Below are 21,260 nucleotides of genomic sequence, written 5' to 3'. Positions count from 1 at the left end.
ACCGACCAAAGTCGCGGCACCGCAGACTTTGGTGGCATCGGACCGCCCGGACCGTCGACTTCGGCCGTCCCGTCCGCGCCCGGTGGCCGATGGGCGCGGGCTGCCCGGGCGGCGAGAGTCGGGGCATGAAGCAGTTGCTGGAGTTCCTGGGGTTCATCTGTCTCGTCCAGGGCGTCATGGGTCTGGTCCACGAGTTCACCGACTGGCACTGGGGTCTGGTGCAGCGCGTCGGGTTCCTCGACGGTTACGAGATCTACGCGAGTGTGGCCCTGGTGGTGCTGGCGATCGCGCTGTTCGCGGTGGCGGAGGGCCGGGAGTCCGGCTGACCGCCTCGCGCGCCGATGGCAACGGCGTGAAAATTGAGGGGACATCCGGCGGAGAACCGCGAGGTTGACGTTGACATGCCATCTTCTACGCGCGTCATCATACGGCCATGAGATTCCCCCCACACCTCACACGCATCGGCTCCGCGGCGGCGCTGCTGTCCGCCCTCCTCGTGGGCGGCACGGTGTCCGCCACTCCCGCGGCGGCGGCGGTCGGGAGCATCTGCCAGAGCGCCCTGCCCTCGCAGGCCCACGACACCCTGGACCTCATCGAACAGGGTGGCCCCTTCCCCTTCGAACAGGACGGCACCGTCTTCCAGAACCGGGAAGGCATCCTGCCGAGCCAGTCGACCGGCTACTACCACGAGTACACGGTGATCACGCCGGGCTCCGACACCCGGGGCGCGCGGCGCATCGTCACCGGTGAGGAGCCGCAGGAGGACTACTACACGGCCGACCACTACGCGTCCTTCGACCTGATCGACCACGGCTGCTGACGCCTGACGGCAAGGCACCACCGATCGCTCGCCCCGCGGACCCCCCACAGCACCACGGCCGCGGGGCGAGACCGTTCCCTGGGCCGTGTCCGCAAAGTCCCGCCTGCCGTTCGACGGCCGGCACTCCCCCAAGCTCTTCGAGCAGGGGGGACCCCCACTCGCCGCACCGGCCGGCCACCCGCGTACAACCAGTACGCGGGAGCCCGTCCGGCGCGCCGAGAGCACGCACCGGACCCCGCTCCCTGATCCGGCCTGATCCAAACGAAAGACCCTAGCCGCCGAGTTCCTGGTGGCGGGCCCGCAGTTGCGCGGCGCCCTGCTCGGTCGGCGAGCCGTGCAGACGCAGCCGGGAGATGCCGCCGTCCGGGAAGATGTCCACGCGTGCGTGCGTGCCGACGGCCGGGGCCGGCAGGACGAAGCGGTGGTCGGTGTCGGGCTGGAGGCGGGTGCGCGGGACGATCTCGATCCACTCGCCGCTCTCGCCGTCCCGGACCGACACCGACGCCCAGCCCGCGCTGTTGCCCTTGAGATACGCGGTGTCGATCTCGACGGCCCGGATCTCGGCCTGGGCCGCCAGCCGGTAGCGGATCCAGTCGTGACCCCGGTCGCGGCGCCGGCGGGTCTCCCAGCCGTCGTCCATCTTGCGGGAGCGGCCCGGCCGGATGGTGTTGGTGGCGGGCGAGTAGAAGAGGTCCGAGGCGTCCTCGACCCGGCCGCCGTTCTCCAGGGCGACCACGTCGAAGGTGCCGAGGGCCGCCAGCCACGCGGGGTCGGGCACGACCTCGCCGTACACGCGCAGACGGGCTATGCCGCCGTCGGGGTGCTGGTTGACCCGGAGGTGGGTGAAGCGCTGCTCGACGGCGACGGCGAAGCCGTTCGCGGCGTGACCGCCGACCGGGGTGCGTGGCACCAGCGTCGTCCACTTCACGTCGTCGCCGAGCAGCTGCCCGGGCGACGGCGCCCCCGGCACGGAGGTGCCCTCGACGGACACCGCCTGCGGGTAGTTGCCGCGGAAGTGGGCCGTGTCGACGACGATGCCGCGGATCACGCCGGGCGCGCCGAGGCGTACCAGCGCCCAGTCGTGGTCCTCGGCCGTCGGCCAGGGGTGCTCGGCCGAGGCGCCGCGGCGCCGCCGGGTCTCCCAGCCGTCCATGATCTTGCCCTTGTGGCCGAAGTGCTCGGGGTCGAACTCGGCCCGCCCGGGCAGCAGAAGGTTCTCTCGTTGGGCGAAGAACTCGTCGTTGGCGGCGATCACGGCGGCGCCGAGCCGCCGGTCGGCGAGATCGGCGTGGCGGGTGAAGTCGAAGTCGGCGGTGCGGTAGTCCGCGTACGGGTCGCCGCCGCCGTAGGGGCGTGCGTCGCCGGTGAAGCTGGGGATCGCCGTCACGGTGATCAGGTCTGCCTTTCGTCGTCGGTGGGGAGCCGGCCGGCCCGGGTGAGGAGGCGTCCCTTCGGGTCGGTGAACTCGCCGTCGGAGTAGATGCGTTCGCCGCGCAGCCAGGTGGAGCGCACGACCCCGTGCAGGGTCCTGCCCGCGTACGCCGTCACACGGTTGCGGTGCTGGAGGCCGGCCGGGTCCACGGTGAAGGCCGCGTCGGGGGCGAGCACGGCGAAGTCGGCGTCGCGGCCGGCCTCGATGGCGCCCTTCTGGCCGAGGCCGACCAGGCCGGCGGTCCGGGTGGACATCCAGCGGACCACGTCCTCCAGGCCGTGGCCGCGTCGGCGTGCCTCCGTCCATACGGCGGCCAGGCTCAGCTGGAGACCGGAGATACCGCCCCAGGCGGTGGCGAAGTCGTCGGTCTTGAGGTCGGCCGTGGACGGCGAGTGGTCGGTCACCACGCAGTCGACGGTGCCGTCCGCGAGGGCCTGCCACAGCAGGTCCTGGTTGGCGGCCTCGCGGATGGGCGGGCAGCACTTGAACTCGCTGGCGCCGTCCGGGACTTCCTCGGCGGTCAGGGTGAGGTAGTGCGGGCAGGTCTCGACGGTGATCCGTACGCCGTCCCGCCGGGCCTCGGCGATCAGCGGGAGCGCGTCGGCGGAGGACAGGTGCAGCACGTGCACGCGCGCGTCGAGGCGTCTGGCCTGGTCGATCAATTGGGCGATCGCCGTGTCCTCGGCGTCCCGGGGTCGGGAGGCGAGGAAGTCGGCGTACCGGGGGCCGCCCCGCTGCGGGGCGGCGTCGAGGTGGTGCGGGTCCTCGGCGTGGACGATGAGCAGTCCGCCGAAGGAGGCGATCTCGGTCAGGGAACGGGCGAGTTGGTCCTGTTCGAGGTGCGGGAACTCGTCCACGCCCGACGGCGACAGGAACGCCTTGAAGCCGAACACCCCGGCCTCGTGCAGCGGGCGCAGGTCCCCGGTGTTGCCGGGCAGGGCGCCGCCCCAGAAGCCGACGTCGACATGGGCCTTGTCGGCGGCCGTCTTCCGCTTGACGCGCAGATGGTCGACGGTCGTGGTGGGCGGGAGGGAGTTGAGCGGCATGTCGACGAGGGTGGTGATGCCGCCGGCCGCCGCGGCGCGGGTGGCGGTCCAGAACCCCTCCCACTCGGTGCGCCCGGGGTCGTTGACGTGGACGTGCGTGTCGACGAGGCCGGGCAGCAGGACGTCGTCGCCGAGGTCCTCCAGCCGGGCGCCGGACGGGACGCCGGCGTCGTACGGGAGGACGGCCGTGATCTTTCCGGCGGCGACGGCGACCGAGGCGGGCCGTGTCCCCTCCGGGGTGATGACGCGCGTCGAGCGCAGCACCAGTTCGACGTCGGACACCCGGACCCCTCTCTGCCGCCTTGGTTCCCACGGCCACTCGGACCACGGGAATTCAACGTTCTGTTGAAGGAGTCTTCACTCCCGTCGCGGCGCCGTCAAGGGCACACTTCTCCACGATGCACCTCACCTCGCAGCTCTGGACAGTTCCGTAAAGCGGAATTACACTTCCGACACGCAGAACGTGCAGACGCCCTCACGGGGAGTCGACCGACCGGCGGGTAGGCTTCTGCCCTCTCCGGTCCCGAAAGGAACGCGCCGTGCCGACGTCCAGCGCCAGCACCACCGACTCCACCCGGTCCAGCGGCGGCGTCCAGTCCCTGGAGCGCGCCTTCGACCTGCTGGAGCGGATGGCGGACGCCGGAGGCGAGGTCGGCCTGAGCGAGCTGTCCGCCAGCAGCGGTCTGCCCCTGCCGACCATCCACCGTCTGATGCGCACCCTGGTGGCCTGCGGATACGTCCGCCAGCAGCCCAACCGCCGCTACGCGCTCGGCCCGCGGCTGATCCGGCTCGGTGAGTCCGCCTCCCGGCTGCTGGGCACCTGGGCCCGCCCCTACCTGGCCCGCCTGGTCGAGGAGACCGGCGAGACCGCCAACATGGCCCTGCTCGACGGCGACGAGATCGTCTACGTCGCCCAGGTGCCGTCCAAGCACTCGATGCGCATGTTCACCGAGGTGGGCCGGCGCGTCCTGCCGCACTCCACGGGCGTCGGCAAGGCCCTGCTCGCCGACTTCCCGGCCGACGAGGTGCGCGCGCTGCTGTCGCGCACCGGCATGCCGGCCGCCACGGAGCGGACCATCACCACGCCGGACGGCTTCCTCGCGGCGCTGGAGGACGTGCGCCGCACCGGCTACGCCGTCGACGACAACGAGCAGGAGATCGGGGTGCGCTGTCTCGCGGTGCCCGTGCCCGACTCCCCCACCCCGGCGGCCATCTCGATCTCGGGCCCGGCGGGCCGGGTCACCGAGGCGGCGACGGAGCGGATCGTGCCGGTGCTCCAGCAGATCGCCGGTGAACTGGCCGAGGCACTGGCCAGCCAGAACCAGTCCTGACGGACACGGCCGCGTCTCCAGCACGTAGGCCCCTTCCGGGGGACGTCCCGCCCCGCTGTCCCCCGCGCGAGCCACAAGCGAGTGTCCACTCCACGGTGACGACTCCCCCGACCCCGAATTCCTAGTGTTCGACTCACCGCGGAACGCCGGGCCGCGGGCCGGAGAAGGAACCGGAGTCGGAACCGGCAAGGGGAGTCCACGTCATGAAAGCCTGGAAGACAGTCCTGCAGGTCGTCGTCGTCTTCGCGGTCTACGCGCTGTGCGGCGGTCTCGCCGACGGGGTGAAGGACAACCCCTGGCTCTCCCTCCTGGTGGGCGCCCTCACCGTGGCCGTGATGACCTTCGTCTACCGGTGGGCCGTACGGCGTACCGAGAACCGCGAGGTGACCGAACTGCGGGGGGAGGGCGCGGTGGGCGCGGCCTTCTGGGGCCTGGTCATCGGCACGCTGATGTTCCTCTGCGTCATCGGCAACATCTACATCCTCGGTGACTACGAGGTCCACGGCATCGACTCGGTGAGCGGGGCCATCGGGTTGATCGGCTTCATGGCGGCCGCCGCCTCGACGGAGGAGATCATCTTCCGCGGGCTGCTGTTCCGGCTGCTGGAACGCGGCACGGGCACGTACATCGCCTTGATACTGTCCGGCCTCGTGTTCGGCGCCATGCACGTCCTCAACGAGGACGCCACCGTCGCCGGTGCCCTGGCCATCGCCATCGAGGCCGGCGCCATGCTCGCCGCCGCCTACGCCGCCTCCCGCACCCTGTGGCTGCCCATCGGCGTGCACTTCGCCTGGAACTTCATGGAGTCCGGCGTCTTCAGCACCCAGGTCTCGGGCAGCGGCGAAACCCACGGGCTGCTGGACTCCACCCTGTCGGGCAACCACCTGATCACGGGCGGCGAGTTCGGTCCCGAGGCGAGTGTCTACTCGGTGCTCTTCGGCGCGCTGCTGACGGTCGGCTTCCTGGTCGTGGCCCACCGCCGCGGCACCATCGTCCCCCGGCGCCGCGCCGAGCGCGTCGACACGCTCGCGGCGCTCGCCCGATGACGGAACAGCGATCCGCCGGTTCGCCGGAGCACCGGTCGGCCGGAGTCGGACACCGCGAGAGCGGTGCCGGGCTCCGGACGGCCGGGCTCCGGCTCCGGCCGTTGGTCAACGAGTCCCGCCCGGACCGCATCCGGCACCGCCTGGACAGTGCCCGGAAGCGTGTCGGTGGAGTCTGGTACCGGCTGGACGTCGTCGTCCGGGACCTTCCGTTCGGGCTGCTCCTCCTGATCGGTTCCTTCCTCCCGGCCCTCCGCAGCAACGGAACGGTCATCGGGGGTGTCCCCGACCGCCCGCACGACGCCCTGGCCGTCGTCGTGATCCTCCTGGAGTCCCTGCCCCTGGCGGTGCGACGGCGGTGGCCGGCCCTCTCGGCGGCCCTGGTCTCCGGCGGGTTCGCCGCCGACCAGCTTCTCGGCTACCACACGTTCGCGGCCTCCGCGCTGGGCATCGTGCTGGTGAGCACCGGCTCGCACCTGGAACGGCACCGCCGGAGCTTCGTGGCCGGCCTCACCGGGGCGTACGTGGCACTGGCGGTGGGCCTCTCCCACCTCGGCACGGGCGAGACCGCCGCCGAGTTCACGACCTTCTACATGGCGCTGTGCCTGGCCTGGGGCGCCGGAAGCTGGCTGCGCACCACCCGGCGGGCGGAGGCCGAACGCCGCGAGCGGGTCGCGGTGGAGACACGGAACGCCGAACGCACCCGGATCGCGCGGGAGTTGCACGACGTCGTGACCCACCATGTGACGGCGATGGTGGTGCAGGCGGAGGCCGCACGCTATCTGACCGCCGCGCCCGAGCGGCTGGAGCAGTCCCTGAGCGCCGTCTCCGACACCGGGCGCCGGGCGATCACCGACCTGCGGCACCTGCTGGACCTGCTCAACCCCGATCACGGCACCCGGAGTGGGGACGCCGCCGCGGCCGAGCCGAGGACACCGGCCGTCGGCGGCCTTCTGACCCTCGTGGAGCAGACCCGCCGGGCGGGCCAGCCGGTGGAGTTCACCGAGGAGGGCACCCCGCCGGAGTCCACCGGCAGTTCCGACCTCGTGGCCTACCGGGTGGTGCAGGAAGCACTCACCAACGCCCTCAAGTACGCTCACGGCAGCCGCACTTCGGTCGTCGTGCGGCACGGCGAGAGGGAGATCACCGTGGAGGTCAGCACGGACGGCACCGGCTCACGGGCCACCGCCGTCGGGGGCGGCGGACGGGGGCTGGCCGGTCTGCGCGAGCGGGTCGACGTGCTCGGCGGTGACTTCAGCGCGGGCGCCGTCGCGGGCGGCGGCTTCGTCGTCCGGGCGCGGATACCGGCCGGGGGCCGCGCGTGACATCACCCCCTCCCGCCGGGGCCGCCCCGACCCGGGTGCTCGTCTGCGACGACCAGGCGCTGATCCGCACGGGCCTGGTCACCATCATCGACGCCCAGCCCGACATGGAGGTGGTGGGCGAGTGCGGCGACGGCCGGAAAGGAGTCGACCTCGCCAGCAAACTCGACCCGGACGTCGTGGTCATGGACATCCGCATGCCGGTCCTCGACGGCCTGGAAGCCACCCGCCTGCTGGCGGGGGCCGGGGTCGCCCACCCGGTCAAGGTCCTCGTGGTCACCACGTTCAACCTCGACGAGTACGTCTACGAGGCGCTGCGTGCCGGAGCGAGCGGCTTCCTCCTCAAGGACGCCCCGCCCGACCGTCTGCTGCACGGCATCCGCACGGTCGCCATGGGCGCGGCGCTTCTCGACCCCGAGGTCACCCGGCAGCTCGTCGGCCGGTACGCGACCCGCATCCGCCCCGCCGAGGGCACCCCTGAAGACGTTCCGCTCACCCCGCGCGAGCTGGAGGTGCTGCGGCTGATCTCGGACGGCCTGTCCAACAGCGAGATCGCCGCCGCCCTCGTCATCAGCCAGGAGACGGTGAAGACGTTCGTCTCCCGCATCCTCACCAAGCTGAACCTGCGCGACCGCGTCCAGGCGGTCGTCTACGCGTTCCGTCACGGCCTCGCGAGCTGACAAGCGACCGTCCAGGGCCTTTCGTCGGGATCGGGCCGGATCAGGGAGCGGGGTCCGGTGCCGTGCATCGCAAGGCGGAGGAGGGCGCCACGGCGGAGCCATGGCGACCGACGACAACGCGGCGAGGTGCGGCACCAGGGCCCGCGAGCCCGGCATGATCCCAACGAAAGGCCCTGGGTCGTGTCCGTAAAGTCGCGTCGTCCGCCCGTAGGGCGGGCCGAGCGGCGTCCGGTGCGTGCTCTGGGGGTACCCCCTGCTCGAAGAGCTGGGGGGAGCGCCGGCCGGGCTGAGGGCGTGCCGGGCGTCGAACGGCAGGCGGGACTTTGCGGACACGGCCTAGCCCCGGCCGCTCGGCGGTGACCCGAACATCTCCACCGCGTCGCGCACCTGGGTGAGTCCGGGAGACAGCGCGCTCACCGAGCCGATGGCCCCGGCGATCAGCAGTAAGGACCGGCGCAGCCGCGGCGCCTCGGGCGCCCCGTCGGCCGTCATCGCGGCCAGCGCGGCCAGTTCCTCCTCGGCGATCCCCCGGTCGGGGAACTCGGCCGGATGCGCGGCGAGTTCGCGGCGCAGACGGGATACGGCCGTCCGCAGCTCCGCCACCCTCGGGTCCTCGCCCGTACCCGTCACCGACCTCTGCCCCAAGCTCCGCAACAAAGCTCTCCCCCTCGCACGCCGTTGTGCGCCACCAGCCGCGCGCCCTCGCCGAACGCCCCTCCGGGCGCCGGGGACGCCGGTCAGTAAACGCCACCCCGTACCGATCCGCCACAGCGCGGACGGAAATTCAGCCCTGCGGGTCGGCCCCTCGCGCAGGTGTCAGGTATGCAGGACGCATGACGGACTCACGAGCCCTCCCGGTGGCCGGTCTGCTTCTCGCGGCCGGCGGTGGACGACGACTGGGCGGACGGCCCAAGGCCCTGCTGCCACAGCGCGGCCGGCCCCTGGTCGAGCACGCCGCCGGGGTGCTGCGCGCGGGCGGCTGCGCGCGCGTGCACGTCGTCCTGGGGGCGCGCGCGGCGGACGTACGCGAGCGGGCGGCGCTCGACGAGTGCGTGCTGGTGGAGAACCCGGACTGGGCCGAGGGGATGGGGTCGTCGCTGCGGGCCGGTCTTGACTCGCTGGCCGGTACGGACGCGCGTGCGGCGCTCGTCCTCCTGGTCGACCAGCCGGGCATCGGACCGGAGGCGGTGGCGCGGGTCCTCGGGGCGTACCGGGACCCGTCGTCGCTCGCCTCCGCCGCCTACGACGGGGTCCGCGGCCATCCCGTGCTGTTCGGCGCGGACCACTGGGCCGGTGTCGCCGCGACCGCCACCGGGGACCGGGGGGCGCGCGCCTATCTGAAGGAGCACGCTGCGTCGGTGGCGCTCGTCGAGTGCGGGGACGTGGCACAGCCGTACGACATCGACACGGAGGCCGATCTGGCCCACCTGGAGTGACCGTGGTGGCACTCGGCGCCACCTCTCCTCGACCCGGAGAATCTCGACATCAACAAACCATTGAACTTCCACCATGAGGAAACTAGTATCCACTGATCAGAAGCGCCCCCGCCGTCCGGCGGGCGCTTCCCCCCGCATCCGGGAAGACTGGCACCCGGTGCCACGCTCGACCGCTCGTCCCCCAGCCCGCTGAAGGAAGTGACAGCTCATGTCCGCACCAGCGCCGTCCCCGCTGGCCATCGTCGACGCCGAGCCCCTGCCCCGGCAGGAGGAGGTCCTCACCGACGCGGCCCTCGCCTTCGTGGCCGAGCTGCACCGCCGCTTCACACCCCGCCGTGACGAGCTCCTCGCCCGCCGCGCCGAGCGCCGCGCCGAGATCGCCCGCACCTCCACGCTCGACTTCCTGCCGGAGACGGCCGCGATCCGCGCCGACGACTCCTGGAAGGTGGCCGAGTGCCCGCCCGCACTCCAGGACCGCCGGGTCGAGATCACCGGCCCGACCGACCGCAAGATGACGATCAACGCCCTGAACTCGGGCGCCCGGATCTGGCTCGCGGACTTCGAGGACGCGTCCGCGCCGACCTGGGAGAACGTCGTCCTCGGCCAGCTCAACCTGATCGACGCCTACACCCGGAACATCGACTTCACCGACGCCGGCTCGGGCAAGTCGGACGCCCTGCGCCCCGCCGACGAGCTCGCCACCGTCGTCATGCGCCCGCGCGGCTGGCATCTGAACGAGCGGCACCTCCAGCTGGACGGGCAGCCCGTGCCCGGCGCCCTCGTCGACTTCGGCCTGTACTTCTTCCACAACGCCCGGCGTCTGCTCGATCTCGGCAAGGGTCCGTACTTCTACCTGCCGAAGACCGAGTCGCACCTCGAGGCGCGCCTGTGGAACGACGTGTTCGTGTTCGCGCAGGACTACGCCGGCATCCCGCAGGGCACCGTCCGGGCCACCGTCCTGATCGAGACGATCACCGCCGCGTACGAGATGGAGGAGATCCTCCACGAGCTGCGCGACCACGCCTCCGGGCTGAACGCCGGCCGCTGGGACTACCTGTTCTCGATCGTCAAGAACTTCCGTGACGGCGGGCAGAAGTTCGTCCTGCCGGACCGCAACGCGGTCACGATGACGGCCCCGTTCATGCGGGCGTACACCGAACTCCTGGTCCGCACCTGCCACAAGCGCGGGGCGCACGCGATCGGCGGCATGGCGGCGTTCATCCCGTCCCGCCGGGACGCCGAGGTCAACAAGGTGGCGTTCGAGAAGGTCCGCGCCGACAAGGACCGGGAGGCCGCCGACGGCTTCGACGGTTCCTGGGTCGCCCACCCCGACCTCGTCCCGATCGCGATGGAGTCCTTCGACCAGGTCCTCGGCGACAAGCCGCACCAGAAGGACCGGCTGCGCGAGGACGTCCACGTCGAGGCGGCCGACCTCATCGCGATCGACTCCCTGGACGCCCGGCCGACGTACGCGGGTCTGGTCAACGCCGTCCAGGTCGGCATCCGGTACATCGAGGCCTGGCTGCGCGGCATGGGCGCGGTCGCCATCTTCAACCTGATGGAGGACGCGGCCACCGCGGAGATCTCCCGCTCGCAGATCTGGCAGTGGATCAACGCGGGCGTCGAGTTCGAGAACGGGGAGAAGGCGACGCCCGAGCTGGCCCGCCGGATCGCCGCCGAGGAACTGAGGAACATCGAGGCCGAGCTCGGCGCCGAGGCCTTCGCGGCCGGCCACTGGCAGCAGGCCCACGACCTGCTCCTGGAGGTGTCCCTGGACGCCGACTACGCCGACTTCCTGACCCTGCCGGCGTACGAGCGGCTCAGGGGCTGACGGCGTCCGGACCGGTCTTGTCCGAGTGGCCCAGGGGCTTCCCCGGGGCCACTCGGTCGCGTACGGCGCGTTTGACCGCCGTGGGCTCGGGGAAGCCCTGCTCGCGCCGGTCCCAGACGGGCTCGCCGTCGACCCGGACGACGAAGACTCCGCCCTTGCCCGGCCTCAGGGCCAGCTCGGACAGCTCCGCCTCGAAGGTGGTGAGCAGTTCCTGCGCCAGCCAGGCCGCGCGGGGCAGCCAGCCGCACTGGGTGCAGTACTCGATCTCGACGCGGCCGCTCATTTCAGGTGCACCGACCAATCCTGTTCCGGGGCGGGCTTGCCGTGCAGGTCGGGGACCCGCTTGAGCCAGTCCGGCCGGCCTCGCTGTGTCCTCGCCGCCCGCTCGCTCTCCTCGGCGGCCAGCTCCTCCCGGGTGGGGAAGCCGGTGGGCAGCCACGCGGCGGACGCCCGCACGCGCGCGTGCAGATGCGCGACATAGGCGTCGCGGGCCTCGCCGGGCGTGCCGAAGTCCGGTTCGGCGGCCAGCCAGGCGTCCGGGACCGCCTCCACGACCTTCCGCAGCAGTTCCTCGGTCACCTTCGGCGCCAGCTCCGCGTCGGCGGCGCGCACATCGGGGCCGTACTGGCCGAGCGCGTGGTGGCGCAGATCGTAGGACCGCTCGGGGTCGGAGGCGTCCCAGCGGTGGTGGAAGACCAGGGCCGCGCCGTGGTCGATCAGCCAGAGCCGGGCCGGGACGGTGCCCAGGGTCGGCCAGACCATCAGGTTCGAGCTGTGCACGGTCCGGTCGACGTTCGCGGTGAGCGCGTCCAGCCAGACGACGCGGCCCGCCTCCAGCGGGTCCACGGGGAACGTCTTCGCGACCTCGGGGGTGAAGTCCCGGGCGCCCGGCAGATAGTCCATGCCGAGGTTGACCCCGGCGCTGGCGGTGTGCAGGTCCCGCACCTCCTGGTGCGGCTCGCTGTCGGCGACGGCGGGGTCGAAGTGCACCAGGACCAGTTCGGGGAAACGCAGGCCGAGCGCGCGGGCCAGCTCGCCGACGATCACCTCGGCGACCAGCGCCTTGCGGCCCTGCGCGGAGCCGGTGAACTTCACGACATAGGTGCCGAGGTCGTCGGCCTCGACGACGCCGGGGACGGAGCCGCCGGACCTCAGGGGTTCGACGTAGTGGGTGGCTACGACCTCTCTCAACATCCGACCCCTGCTTCCGGCCTCCGGTACGCGTCGAGCATAGTCGGGGTCACGGTGTGCCGGAGCGGGCGGCGGCGGCCTCGGACGGCTCGGCCGGCTCGTCGTCGGGCGGTCCCGGCTCCCGGTCGTCGGGGGGCCGCCCCTCCCACGACGGCCGCTCCCGGCGCCGGGGCCGGACGGCCCCCGCGGCCTCCAGGACGCGCGCGAGCAGATGCGCGCGCCCGGCGAGGACGGGGCCGAGCACGGCGAGGACGAGGACGTAGCTGGCGATGAACGGGGCGAGCCGTCCGTCGAGTCCGGCGGTGGCGGCCATCGCGGCGAGGATCAGCGCGAACTCCCCCCGGCCCAGCAGGGTGGTGGCGATGTTGGCGGTGGGCCCGGGCCCGTGGCGGTACAGCCGGGCCGCGAAGAGTCCGGCGACCACGTTCATGGCGATCGTCAGGGCGACGGCAGCGGCGACCGGCCCGGCGACGGAGACCAGGTCCGCCGGGTTGATGGCCAGCCCGAAGGCCAGGAAGAAGATCGCCGCGAACGCGTCCCGCAGCGGGTGCACGAGCCGGCGGATCCGGGGCCCGGACGGGGTCCCGGCAAGGATGAGACCGACCATGAAGGCGCCGATGGCGTCCACCACGCCCAGCACCTCGGAGACGCCGGCGACGAGGATCGCGGCGCCGAGGAAGCTGATGACCAGCAGCTCGTTGTCCCGTACGGCGATCAGGCGGCCGATCAGCCGGGTCCCGTAGCGGGCCGCGATGGCCAGGACGAGCAGGAAGCCGAACGCCTTGGCGGCCTGCAGAATCGTTTCACCCATGCCCTCCGCGCCGCTGATCACGGGCTGGAGCGCCGCCAGGTACAGGGCGAGGAAGATGTCCTCCACCACGGTGACGCCCAGGATCAGCCGGGTCTCCGGGTGCGCGATGCGCCCGGAGTCGACGAGCACCTTGGTGACGATCGCCGACGACGAGATGCCGAGGACCCCGGCGAGGACCAGCGCCTCCCGCAGCCCCCAGCCCAGGGCGAATCCGAAGCCGAGGCCCGCGCCGACGTTCAGCAGCAGATAGACGCCGCCCGCCGCGAGCAGACGTCTGCCGCCGGCTCTGAGGTCGTCGAGCTGGAACTCCAGACCGAGGTAGAACAGCAGGAGCACGAGGCCGAGCGCGGAGAGCATCTCGAAGTCGTGCGCGTCCCGCACCAGGACCAGGCCGGGGGTGTGCGGGCCCAGCAGGATCCCGGCGAGCATGAAGAGCGGAATGGTCGGCAGGCCGATCCGGCGGCCGAGGCGTGCGAGGACGGCGGCGGCCACGAACGCACCGCCCATCGCGAGCAGGGTGTCGGCATGCCCCACGGGTCACCACCTTCCACAGCCGGGCGGACAAGGGCTACGGAAGCGGGCGCGGGATGCCGCGCCCGCTTCTCGTCAGGCGTCGTCGGGCGTGCGGTCGGTCGGGGCGTCGGGGCGGGCCGGCTCCCGGAGGCGGGGGCGCGGGGGCTCGGGCTTCTCGGGCGGGGTGAGCATCTGGACCGCCATTCCGGCCGCGACCAGGCCGGAGGCGAGGAGCAGGCCCTGCGGGAGCATGGCGCCGGCGGTCAGCATCACCACCGAGGCGGCCAGCAGCGCCCAGGCGCCACGCCGGCCGCGCGGGCCGCCCGGCGGTGGACGGCCGGTCTCGGGGCCCCGGGTGAAACGGGGGTCGCGGTGCCGTGGCCGTGCGTCGAGGGGGTGCGGGGATCGGGTCGGGCGTGGTCGGGTCGGGTGCGGCATACCTCCTCCTTCCGAAAACCGGGAGGCCGGGGGCTCACTCGTACCGTCACACGCGAGAGGTGGCCGGGACCATCGGTTCCAGTACCCATTTCCCGGCATATGCGGACCCGGGGGTCAGCCCGGTCATCCCCCGGCCAGCGGATTCGGCAACGGCAGATAGCGGGCGTCGGCGCCGTCCGCGCCCGTCCAGCGCAGCAGCAGGTTGGTCTTCCCGGGGAGGGTGGGGGACGACAGCAGGGCCGGGATCTCGGGGAGGGCGTGGCGGGCCAGTTCACAGCGGACGGCGGGCCAGGGGTCGAAGGCGCGGTGGCGGGCGACGAGGGCGCCGGCGATCTCGACGAGGTGGTTGACGACGAGGCAGTACACCAGCCGCTCCCAGCCGGCCGCCCGGGGCACGTCCCCGAGGAGCTTCACGCCCTCGGCGTCCCGGAACAGGGCCTGCGCGGGCAGACCGTCCGCGTCGAAGGCGACCAGTGAGTTCTGCAGATGTGCCTCCAGGACGACGCCGTGCGCCTGGAACGCCGTCAGGGCGGGCGGGACGACCTGCCGGAGATACGCCTCCCACCAGGTGGCCGCGTCCCGGGCCGTGTCCAGTGGGCTGCCCTCGAAGCCCTCGACGAGCGCGGCGGCCAGCAGCGGTGTCGTCCCCGGCCGCACCCGGTCGCGCAGCCCGTCGCGGACGAGCACCGCCAGTTCCTCGAAGGCGAAGGAGGCGGTGCGGTAGCCGCGGTCGCTCAGCCAGCCGGCGTCCTGCCCCGCGAAGGCCGCGGTGACCGCCGCGTCGGTGCGGCGCAGCCGCAGCAGGTCGTGCCGCCACAGCCGGCGGATGTCGTTGGTGATCCGGACGTCGAGGCTGAACTTGAGGAACAGGTCGTGCCCGGGCGTGTACACCGTGCGGATCGCGGCCGTCGGCCAGGCGTCGAAGGCGGTCGTGCCGAGCCGGATCAGCCGGCCGTCGGCGAAGGCGGGCGCGAGGTCGACGAGGCCGAGCTGCCAGGGGTGCGCGGGCAGCAGCCGGTAGCCCGGCGGTGCCTCGCCGAGGGCGTCCAGGGCGCCGGTGTCGCCCTCCTCGACGACCGTGTCCTCGCGCAGCCCGAGCAGGGTCAGCGGGAAGCGGGCGTACGCCTCGGGGGCGTACGGCAGCCAGGCCGCCACCGGGCCGCCACCGCGTGCCTTGGGCGCGGGATGGTGGGGGTGCCCGGTGAGGAGGGACTGCTCGGAGCGCAGATAGAGGTCGTCGGGCGGTACGGCACGCGCGCGTGCCGTGAGCAGGGCGGCCAGCGCGTCCCGGCTGTCGATCATCTCGGCGGGCAGTTCGTGGTTGGACTGCCCGGTGTGCCGGCGCAGCTCGTCCGCGACGAGTTTGACCAGCTCGGCGTGGCCGACGCGGTGCCAGGCGCCGCCGGTGTGCACCTCGGGTTCGGCGGGCCGCCGGTCTCCGAGGACGCGCAGGAGGCGGCCCGAGCCGCGCAGCCGGTGCACCCGCCGCTCGTCGTCCGGCACGTCCGGCCGCGCCGTCCCGTCCCGCTGTGGTTCGGCCACCTCGCGGAGCAGGCAGTTGAGCAGCGGGGCGATCGCCAGGGCGTCGGCGCGGGCCGCGGTGTCCGCGGAGTTCGGCGGGGTGAGGTGCACGCGATCCACTGGTTCCCTACGGTCCGTTCAGGCGGGAGACGATCAGTATGTCTGTCGTCGGCGGCCGTCCCGACGTCCTACTCGTACCCGAGGAGCCCACCCGTGCACCGTCGCCCCAGCGCCGAGGCCGAGATCGCCGCCGAACTGGCGGAAGTCCGCCGCGCGCTCCTCCCCGGGTACACGGCCGCGCTGCCGGGGGCCCGGGCCGCGGTGCTGACCCGGCTGTGGCGTGCGCTGGCGTACGAGCCGCTGACCTGGGTGACCGGCGGGGAGCGGGGCCCGGACGGGCTCACCCTGCGACTGGTGGACGGACGCCGGCTGCACGGCCCGCGGCCGGACCCGTACGCCACGGACGCCTACGTCACCTCCGTGCGGCTGGACGGTACGGAGTACGACGATCCGGTCCGGCTGCTGACGGACCTCGCCGTACCGCACAGTGCCGCCTTCACCACCGAACTCGGGCACAGTGTCGCCTCGTTGGCTCTCGCGCGGGCCGATCAGGAATCTCACCCGAAAGAGTGGCCGGAGCACGACTGGGAGTGGGAGCAGCGGGTCGTGGACGGACACCCGTTCCACCCCAACTGCCGTTCCCGGCCCGGCTTCTCGGTCGCGGAGCAGCTGGCGTACGGGCCGGAGCACCGACCGGTCGTGTCGCTGGCCCGGGTGCCGGTGCCGGCGGAGGGGTGCCTGGTGACGGGCGAGTGGCCGGAGGAACTGCGGGACGGGGGGCGGCTGTTGATCCCGGTCCATCCGTGGCAGGCCGAGCATGTGCTGAAGCGGCCGTACGAGGAGGGGTTCGCCGCGCATCCGCTGATGGCGCTGCGTACGCTCGCCGTGCCCGGCGGGCCGCACGTCAAGACGGCGCTCAGCGCACGGCTGACGTCGTCGGTGCGGGACATCTCGGTGTACTCGGTGGGGATGTCGGACACGCTGTCGCTGTTCGCGGGGGATCTCGGGGAACGGCTGGACGGGCTGACGCAGTTCACGCGGACGCTGGGCGCCGTGACGGCCGGTTCGGCGGAGCTGGCGGCGGTGCTGCGGGAGCCGCCCGGGGTGTACGCGGGGGCCGGGGAGCGGGTGGTGCCGGTGGCGGCGCTGCCCGGTACCGGACTTCCCGCCTCGGGCGCGTGGCTGGCGGCGTTCACGCGACTGGCGCTGACGGCGGGGCTGCGGCTGCTGGAGATGGGCGTGGCCCTGGAGGCGCACGGCCAGAACCTGCTGGTGGTGCTGGCGCCCGACGGGTCGCCGGTGCGGCTGGTGTACCGCGATCTCGCCGACATCCGGATCAGCCCGGCCCGGCTGGCGCGGCACGGTGTCCCGGTGCCGGAGCTGACCGGACGGATCGTCACGGACGACGTGACGGCCCTGCGCCGCAAGCTGTTCGGCTCCCTGGTGGCCGGGGCGCTGGCGGGCACCGCGGGCTCCGGGACGGCGCTGCGCGCGGCCCTCGCGGCGGCCGTGCCGGACCTGCCGGCGACCGCGGACCTGGCCGCCCTGCGCGAGGAGGAGCTGCCGACGAAGGCGCTCACCCTGATGCGGCTGTCGCCCGGCGTGTCCGGTGATCAGTGGACGCTGCTGCCCAACCCGTTGCGCGCGGACGCGTTCTGACCCCGTTTTGGAGCGGGCACCCCAGGGTCACTAGGATCCGCCGATGATCATACGAACACGGCTGGCGGCCGGGGCCTGCGCCCTGCTCGCCCTGCTCGCGGCCGGGGTGGCCTTCCCGGCCGGGGCGGTCGCCGACGAGGTGAGCGCGACGGCGCCCAAGGTCGATCTCGTCCTCGACGTGAGCGGCTCCATGCGGGCCCGGGACATCGACGGCCAGTCGCGGATGGCCGCGGCGAAACAGGCGTTCAACGAGGTGCTGGACGCGACGCCCGAGGAGGTGCGGCTCGGCATCCGCACCCTGGGCGCCGACTACCCGGGCGACGACCGCAGGACGGGCTGCAAGGACACCGCGCAGCTCTATCCGGTCGGCCCGCTGGACCGCACCGAGGCCAAGGCCGCGGTGGCCACGCTGACGCCGACCGGCTGGACCCCGATCGGCCCGGCGCTGCTGAAGGCCGCCGAGGATCTCGACGGCGGTGAGGGCTCCAAGCGCATCGTGCTCATCAGCGACGGCGAGGACACCTGCGCGCCGCTCGACCCGTGCGAGGTGGCCCGGGAGATCGCCGCGAAGGGCATCGGCCTGACCATCGACACGCTCGGCCTGGTGCCGAACACCAAGCTGCGGCAGCAGCTGAGCTGTATCGCGGAGGCGACCGGCGGCACCTTCACCTCGGTCGAGCACACCGAGGAACTCACCGACAAGGTGAACCAGTTGGTGGACCGGGCGGCCGATCCGGTGGTGACCCCGGTCGCGACCGACGGCGCGGACCGCTGCGAGAAGGCGCCGGCGCTGAAGTCCGGTCTCTACACGGACCGCGAGGAGTTCGGGCAGCAGCGCTGGTACCGGGTCGACGTGCGCCCCGGCCAGGAGCTGCGGGCGTCGGTGAGTGTGGCGGCCGACCGGGCGGTGAACCCGTCGTACGGCGTGCTGGTGCGGGCCGTGACCACCTCGGGCCGGGAGATAGTGCGCGGTGAGGCGGCCGGCACCGGCCGTACGGACGTCGTGTCGGCGGGTCTGCGCTATCCGAAGGCGGAGGCGGACGACGACGAGGAGAACGCCCCGGCGGAGGCCGTGTGCCTCCAGGTGACGCACTCCTTCTCGGCGGGCTCCGGTGTGAAGACCACGCCGGGGCTGCCGCTGGAGCTGACGGTCGACGTGGTGGACGGGCCGTCGCCGGCCCGTGACGTGGCCTCCTTCGGCCTCGGGCGCGGCTGGTGGCTGCTGGGCGCGCTGATCCTGGCCGGCTTCCTCGCCGGTCTCGTCTGGGGCTGGCTGTCACGCTGGCGCGTCGCGGTCTGGAGGAGCAACTGATGCGGATGACACGTGTGCTGGGCGCCGCCCTGCTGACCCTGGGACTGGCGGCGGGGCCCGCGGCGGCGGACTCCTCGCCGTCGCCGGGCGCCTCGGAGGACACGGACGCGCCGACGCGGGCGGGCACCTCGTTCCGTACGGCGACCGAGATCGAGCAGGGGCAGACGGCCACGGCGAACGCCTCCACGGGTGACTACCTGTACTGGTCGTTCCCTGCGGACACCGGACAGCGGCCGACCGTCGAGGCGACGGTGAAGCTGCCGGCCGAACACGCCGCCGAGACCTGGCAGATCGACGTGTACGACGGTCTGCGGCGCCGTCAGGCCTGCCGGTTCGGGGCGCAGACGCGTACCGCGGCGGCCGGTGCCGCGTCGGTCGAGCTGGCGTGCGCGCTGCGGACCGTGCGCGGCTGGGCGGAGCCGTGGTCCGGTGACCCGCTGCCGGGTACGTACTACGTGCGGCTGACGGCGGTGGACGTGCCGGCCTCCGTGCTGGGGCAGCCGGTGAGCGCCGAGGTGCGGGTCGGCTCGCAGGACGCGGGCGGGGCGGCGGCGGTGGACGGTTCGCTGGCGGAGCCGCTGGTGCCGGGCGCCGGGGTGAGCCGGGACGAGGAGGAGAAGTCCGGCGAGCAGGCACTCCTCGCCAGCCTGGAGCCCGACGACGGCTGGGCCTCGGGCTGGTGGTCCGACCGCTGGGTGTGGACCGGGCTCGGCGGTGTGCTGGCCGCGCTCGCGGGCATCGGCGGGTACGCGCTGACGCGCGGTGCGGGACGCCCGCCCCGGGTGCCGCCGACCGCCTGACGTCACGTCAGGACGACGCGTGGGCACCGCCGTACGGTCGCACGGCGGTGCCCTCGGCGTTCACCCCTCCAGCAGCGCCTTGGCCAGGGTGCCCTCGCCGGTCACGGTGGCCCGGCCGTCCCGGACGGCGTCCGCGAGGCTCATCTCGCCGCGGGCCAGCGCCTCGCAGGTCGCGGAGTCCAGGACCAGCCGTGCGTCGGGCTCGCGGGGGGCGGGTCCCTCGCCGTACACGGGCCCGTCCTCGGCGCCGGCGTACAGATGGAAGTCGCCCTCCTCCAGGTGCACTTCGAGCAGTCCCTCGCCCTCCAGCGACGACAGCAGCGGCAGGGCGAACCAGTGCGCGCGGACGGCGTCGGTGGGCCGGCGCTCGCCCAGTTCGGACCGGCCCCACTCCCCCAGCGCCAGCAGCACGGGCAGCAACCGGCGCCCGCGGTCGGTGAGTTCGTAGACGTAGGCCGCGCCGGGCGGGGGAAGCCGGCGGCGTGTGCTCAGGCCGTCGCGCTCCATGTCCTTCAGCCGGGAGGCCAGTACGTCCGTGCTGACGCCCGGCAGGTCGGCGTGCAGATCGGTGTAGCGCCGCGGACCGGCCAGCAGCTCCCGGACGATCAGCAGGGTCCAGCGGTCGCCGACGGCGTCGAGCGCGCGGGCGGCGGAACAGTACTGGTCGTAGCTTCGGCGAGGTGACATGCGACGCAGTCTAGACATGTTGTTGGACTTTCCAAGCTCCCACTTGGTAAAACCAAGCAACACACGAATCCGGAGGGGCGAGCGCGCATGGAGTTCCGGCAGTCGAGCAAGCTGAGCGAGGTCTGCTACGAGATCCGCGGCCCGGTGATCGAGCAGGCGAACGCGCTGGAGGAGGCGGGCCACAGCGTGCTGCGCCTCAACACCGGCAACCCCGCCCTCTTCGGGTTCGAGGCGCCCGAGGAGATCCTCCAGGACATGATCCGGATGCTCCCCCGGGCGCACGGCTACACCGACTCACGCGGCGTCCTCTCCGCCCGCCGCGCGGTGGCCCAGCGCTACCAGACGCTCGGACTGGAGGTCGACGTCGACGACGTCTTCCTCGGCAACGGCGTCTCCGAGCTGGTCTCCATGGCCGTACAGGCCCTGCTGGAGGACGGCGACGAAGTCCTCATCCCCGCCCCGGACTTCCCCCTGTGGACCGCGGTCACCAACCTCGCGGGCGGCAAGGCCGTGCACTACCTGTGCGACGAGCAGGCCGACTGGTACCCGGACCTCGACGACATGGCCGCGAAGATCACCGACCGCACCAAGGCCGTCGTCATCATCAACCCCAACAACCCCACGGGCGCGGTGTATCCGAAGGAGGTCGTCGAGGGCATCCTCGATCTGGCCCGCAGGCACGGCCTGATGGTGTTCGCCGACGAGATCTACGACCAGATCCTCTACGACGACGCCGTCCACCACTCGGCCGCCGCGCTCGCCCCCGACCTCGTCGTCCTCACCTTCTGCGGGCTGTCGAAGACCTACCGGGTGGCGGGCTTCCGCTCCGGCTGGCTGGTGGTCACCGGGCCGAAGCAGCACGCGAAGGACTATCTGGAGGGCCTGACCATGCTGGCCTCCATGCGGCTGTGCGCCAACGCCCCCGCCCAGTACGCCATCCAGGCCGCGCTCGGCGGCCGGCAGTCGATCCAGGACCTGACCCGGCCCGGCGGCAGGCTGCGCGAACAGCGCGACGTGGCCTGGGAGAAGCTCAACGAGATTCCCGGCGTCTCCTGTGTGAAGCCCAAGGGCGCCCTCTACGCCTTCCCGCGCCTGGACCCCAAGGTGCACCGCATCCACGACGACGAGAAGTTCGTCCTGGACCTGCTGCTGCGCGAGAAGATCCAGGTGGTCCAGGGCACCGGCTTCAACTGGCCCTCCCCCGACCACTTCCGCATCCTCACGCTCCCGTACGCCGACGACCTGGAGGCGGCGATCGGGCGGATCGGGCGGTTCCTGAGCGGCTATCGCCAGTAGGCGTGGATGTTCGCGGATTCGCGGTCGCGGA

General features: G+C 72.8%; 21 protein-coding genes. 12 read left to right on the top strand and 9 right to left on the bottom strand.

What is annotated here, in order from left to right; all coding sequences use genetic code 11:
• Positions 1-125 precede the first annotated feature (125 nt).
• Entirely contained in the window at positions 126-326 is a 201-nt protein-coding gene (locus tag DC008_RS28065; protein ID WP_108709345.1) for a hypothetical protein, read from the top strand.
• A 107-nt stretch (positions 327-433) separates the two neighbouring features.
• The gene (locus DC008_RS28060; protein WP_108709344.1) at positions 434-820 is read left to right on the top strand and encodes a guanyl-specific ribonuclease; all 387 of its coding nucleotides are present in this window, start codon (positions 434-436) and stop codon (positions 818-820) included.
• A 271-nt stretch (positions 821-1,091) separates the two neighbouring features.
• Here the strand turns inward: DC008_RS28060 and alc are convergent, their stop codons facing one another.
• Together alc and allB are read right to left on the bottom strand one after the other, a co-directional pair.
• On the bottom strand, positions 1,092-2,207 hold the full coding sequence (gene alc / locus DC008_RS28055; RefSeq protein ID WP_108709343.1) for an allantoicase: 1,116 nt from the start codon (positions 2,205-2,207) through the stop codon (positions 1,092-1,094).
• 5 nt (positions 2,208-2,212) lie between these two features.
• Positions 2,213-3,580: an allantoinase AllB gene (gene allB, locus DC008_RS28050; protein ID WP_108709342.1), complete on the bottom strand. Its 1,368-nt coding sequence runs from the start codon at positions 3,578-3,580 to the stop codon at positions 2,213-2,215.
• 257 nt (positions 3,581-3,837) lie between these two features.
• Here allB and DC008_RS28045 point away from each other — a divergent pair, with 257 nt between their 5' ends.
• The 4 genes from DC008_RS28045 to DC008_RS28030 all read left to right on the top strand — a co-directional run bounded on the left by DC008_RS28045 (position 3,838) and on the right by DC008_RS28030 (position 7,674).
• Positions 3,838-4,629 carry an IclR family transcriptional regulator gene (locus DC008_RS28045; protein ID WP_108709341.1) on the top strand — a complete coding sequence of 264 codons (792 nt, stop codon included), beginning with the start codon at positions 3,838-3,840 and terminating at the stop codon, positions 4,627-4,629.
• Positions 4,630-4,832: 203 nt separating this feature from the next.
• A complete protein-coding gene (locus tag DC008_RS28040) occupies positions 4,833-5,675 on the top strand; it encodes a CPBP family intramembrane glutamic endopeptidase (RefSeq protein ID WP_108709340.1) in 843 nt (280 codons plus the stop codon).
• The gene (locus DC008_RS28035) at positions 5,672-6,997 is read left to right on the top strand and encodes a sensor histidine kinase (RefSeq protein WP_108709339.1); all 1,326 of its coding nucleotides are present in this window, start codon (positions 5,672-5,674) and stop codon (positions 6,995-6,997) included. The genes DC008_RS28040 and DC008_RS28035 overlap by 4 nt, the downstream gene beginning before the upstream one ends.
• A complete protein-coding gene (locus DC008_RS28030) occupies positions 6,994-7,674 on the top strand; it encodes a response regulator (RefSeq protein ID WP_108709338.1) in 681 nt (226 codons plus the stop codon). The genes DC008_RS28035 and DC008_RS28030 overlap by 4 nt, the downstream gene beginning before the upstream one ends.
• Positions 7,675-8,010: 336 nt before the next feature.
• Here DC008_RS28030 and DC008_RS28025 read toward each other — a convergent pair whose 3' ends face one another.
• Positions 8,011-8,331 carry a DUF5955 family protein gene (locus DC008_RS28025; protein ID WP_108709337.1) on the bottom strand — a complete coding sequence of 107 codons (321 nt, stop codon included), beginning with the start codon at positions 8,329-8,331 and terminating at the stop codon, positions 8,011-8,013.
• 176 nt (positions 8,332-8,507) lie between these two features.
• Here DC008_RS28025 and DC008_RS28020 point away from each other — a divergent pair, with 176 nt between their 5' ends.
• Positions 8,508-9,110 (top strand): nucleotidyltransferase family protein, encoded by a 603-nt coding sequence (locus DC008_RS28020; protein ID WP_108709336.1) that lies wholly within the window; start codon positions 8,508-8,510, stop codon positions 9,108-9,110.
• A gap of 208 nt (positions 9,111-9,318) precedes the next feature.
• Entirely contained in the window at positions 9,319-10,941 is a 1,623-nt protein-coding gene (gene aceB, locus DC008_RS28015) for a malate synthase A (RefSeq protein ID WP_108709335.1), read from the top strand.
• Here the strand turns inward: aceB and DC008_RS28010 are convergent.
• The 5 genes from DC008_RS28010 to DC008_RS27990 all read right to left on the bottom strand — a co-directional run bounded on the left by DC008_RS28010 (position 10,931) and on the right by DC008_RS27990 (position 15,535).
• Positions 10,931-11,224 (bottom strand): Rdx family protein, encoded by a 294-nt coding sequence (locus DC008_RS28010; RefSeq protein ID WP_108709334.1) that lies wholly within the window; start codon positions 11,222-11,224, stop codon positions 10,931-10,933. The genes aceB and DC008_RS28010 overlap by 11 nt on opposite strands.
• Positions 11,221-12,135, bottom strand: coding sequence for a HipA family kinase (locus DC008_RS28005; RefSeq protein ID WP_108709333.1), 915 nt, complete (start codon positions 12,133-12,135; stop codon positions 11,221-11,223). The genes DC008_RS28010 and DC008_RS28005 overlap by 4 nt, the downstream gene beginning before the upstream one ends.
• 46 nt (positions 12,136-12,181) lie before the next feature.
• Positions 12,182-13,477, bottom strand: a complete 1,296-nt coding sequence (locus DC008_RS28000; protein ID WP_108709332.1) for a cation:proton antiporter — start codon at positions 13,475-13,477, stop codon at positions 12,182-12,184.
• A 72-nt stretch (positions 13,478-13,549) separates the two neighbouring features.
• Positions 13,550-13,894, bottom strand: coding sequence for a hypothetical protein (locus DC008_RS27995; protein ID WP_208646013.1), 345 nt, complete (start codon positions 13,892-13,894; stop codon positions 13,550-13,552).
• Between the two features lie 123 nt (positions 13,895-14,017).
• Positions 14,018-15,535 (bottom strand): IucA/IucC family protein, encoded by a 1,518-nt coding sequence (locus tag DC008_RS27990; protein WP_108709331.1) that lies wholly within the window; start codon positions 15,533-15,535, stop codon positions 14,018-14,020.
• Positions 15,536-15,628: 93 nt separating this feature from the next.
• Between DC008_RS27990 and DC008_RS27985 the strand changes: the two genes are divergently transcribed.
• Genes DC008_RS27985 through DC008_RS27975 form a run of 3 tightly spaced genes read left to right on the top strand, consistent with a single transcriptional unit; the run spans position 15,629 to position 19,246 of the window.
• Positions 15,629-17,134, top strand: coding sequence for an IucA/IucC family protein (locus DC008_RS27985; protein ID WP_108709330.1), 1,506 nt, complete (start codon positions 15,629-15,631; stop codon positions 17,132-17,134).
• Positions 17,135-17,177: 43 nt separating this feature from the next.
• Positions 17,178-18,446 (top strand): VWA domain-containing protein, encoded by a 1,269-nt coding sequence (locus tag DC008_RS27980; protein WP_108709329.1) that lies wholly within the window; start codon positions 17,178-17,180, stop codon positions 18,444-18,446.
• Positions 18,446-19,246: a hypothetical protein gene (locus DC008_RS27975; RefSeq protein ID WP_108709328.1), complete on the top strand. Its 801-nt coding sequence runs from the start codon at positions 18,446-18,448 to the stop codon at positions 19,244-19,246. Before DC008_RS27980 ends, DC008_RS27975 begins: the two co-directional genes overlap by 1 nt.
• A gap of 60 nt (positions 19,247-19,306) precedes the next feature.
• Here DC008_RS27975 and DC008_RS27970 read toward each other — a convergent pair whose 3' ends face one another.
• The gene (locus DC008_RS27970; protein WP_108709327.1) at positions 19,307-19,933 is read right to left on the bottom strand and encodes a winged helix-turn-helix transcriptional regulator; all 627 of its coding nucleotides are present in this window, start codon (positions 19,931-19,933) and stop codon (positions 19,307-19,309) included.
• Between the two features lie 87 nt (positions 19,934-20,020).
• On the opposite strand from DC008_RS27970, the gene DC008_RS27965 reads away from it, so the two are divergent.
• A complete protein-coding gene (locus DC008_RS27965; protein ID WP_108709326.1) occupies positions 20,021-21,229 on the top strand; it encodes a pyridoxal phosphate-dependent aminotransferase in 1,209 nt (402 codons plus the stop codon).
• Positions 21,230-21,260: the final 31 nt, after the last annotated feature.

It is taken from the genome of Streptomyces nigra (assembly GCF_003074055.1).
Taxonomy (GTDB): Bacteria; Actinomycetota; Actinomycetes; order Streptomycetales; family Streptomycetaceae; genus Streptomyces; species Streptomyces nigra.
Note: the sequence above shows the minus strand (reverse complement) of the source record. Positions and strands in the feature narration are given on the sequence as shown.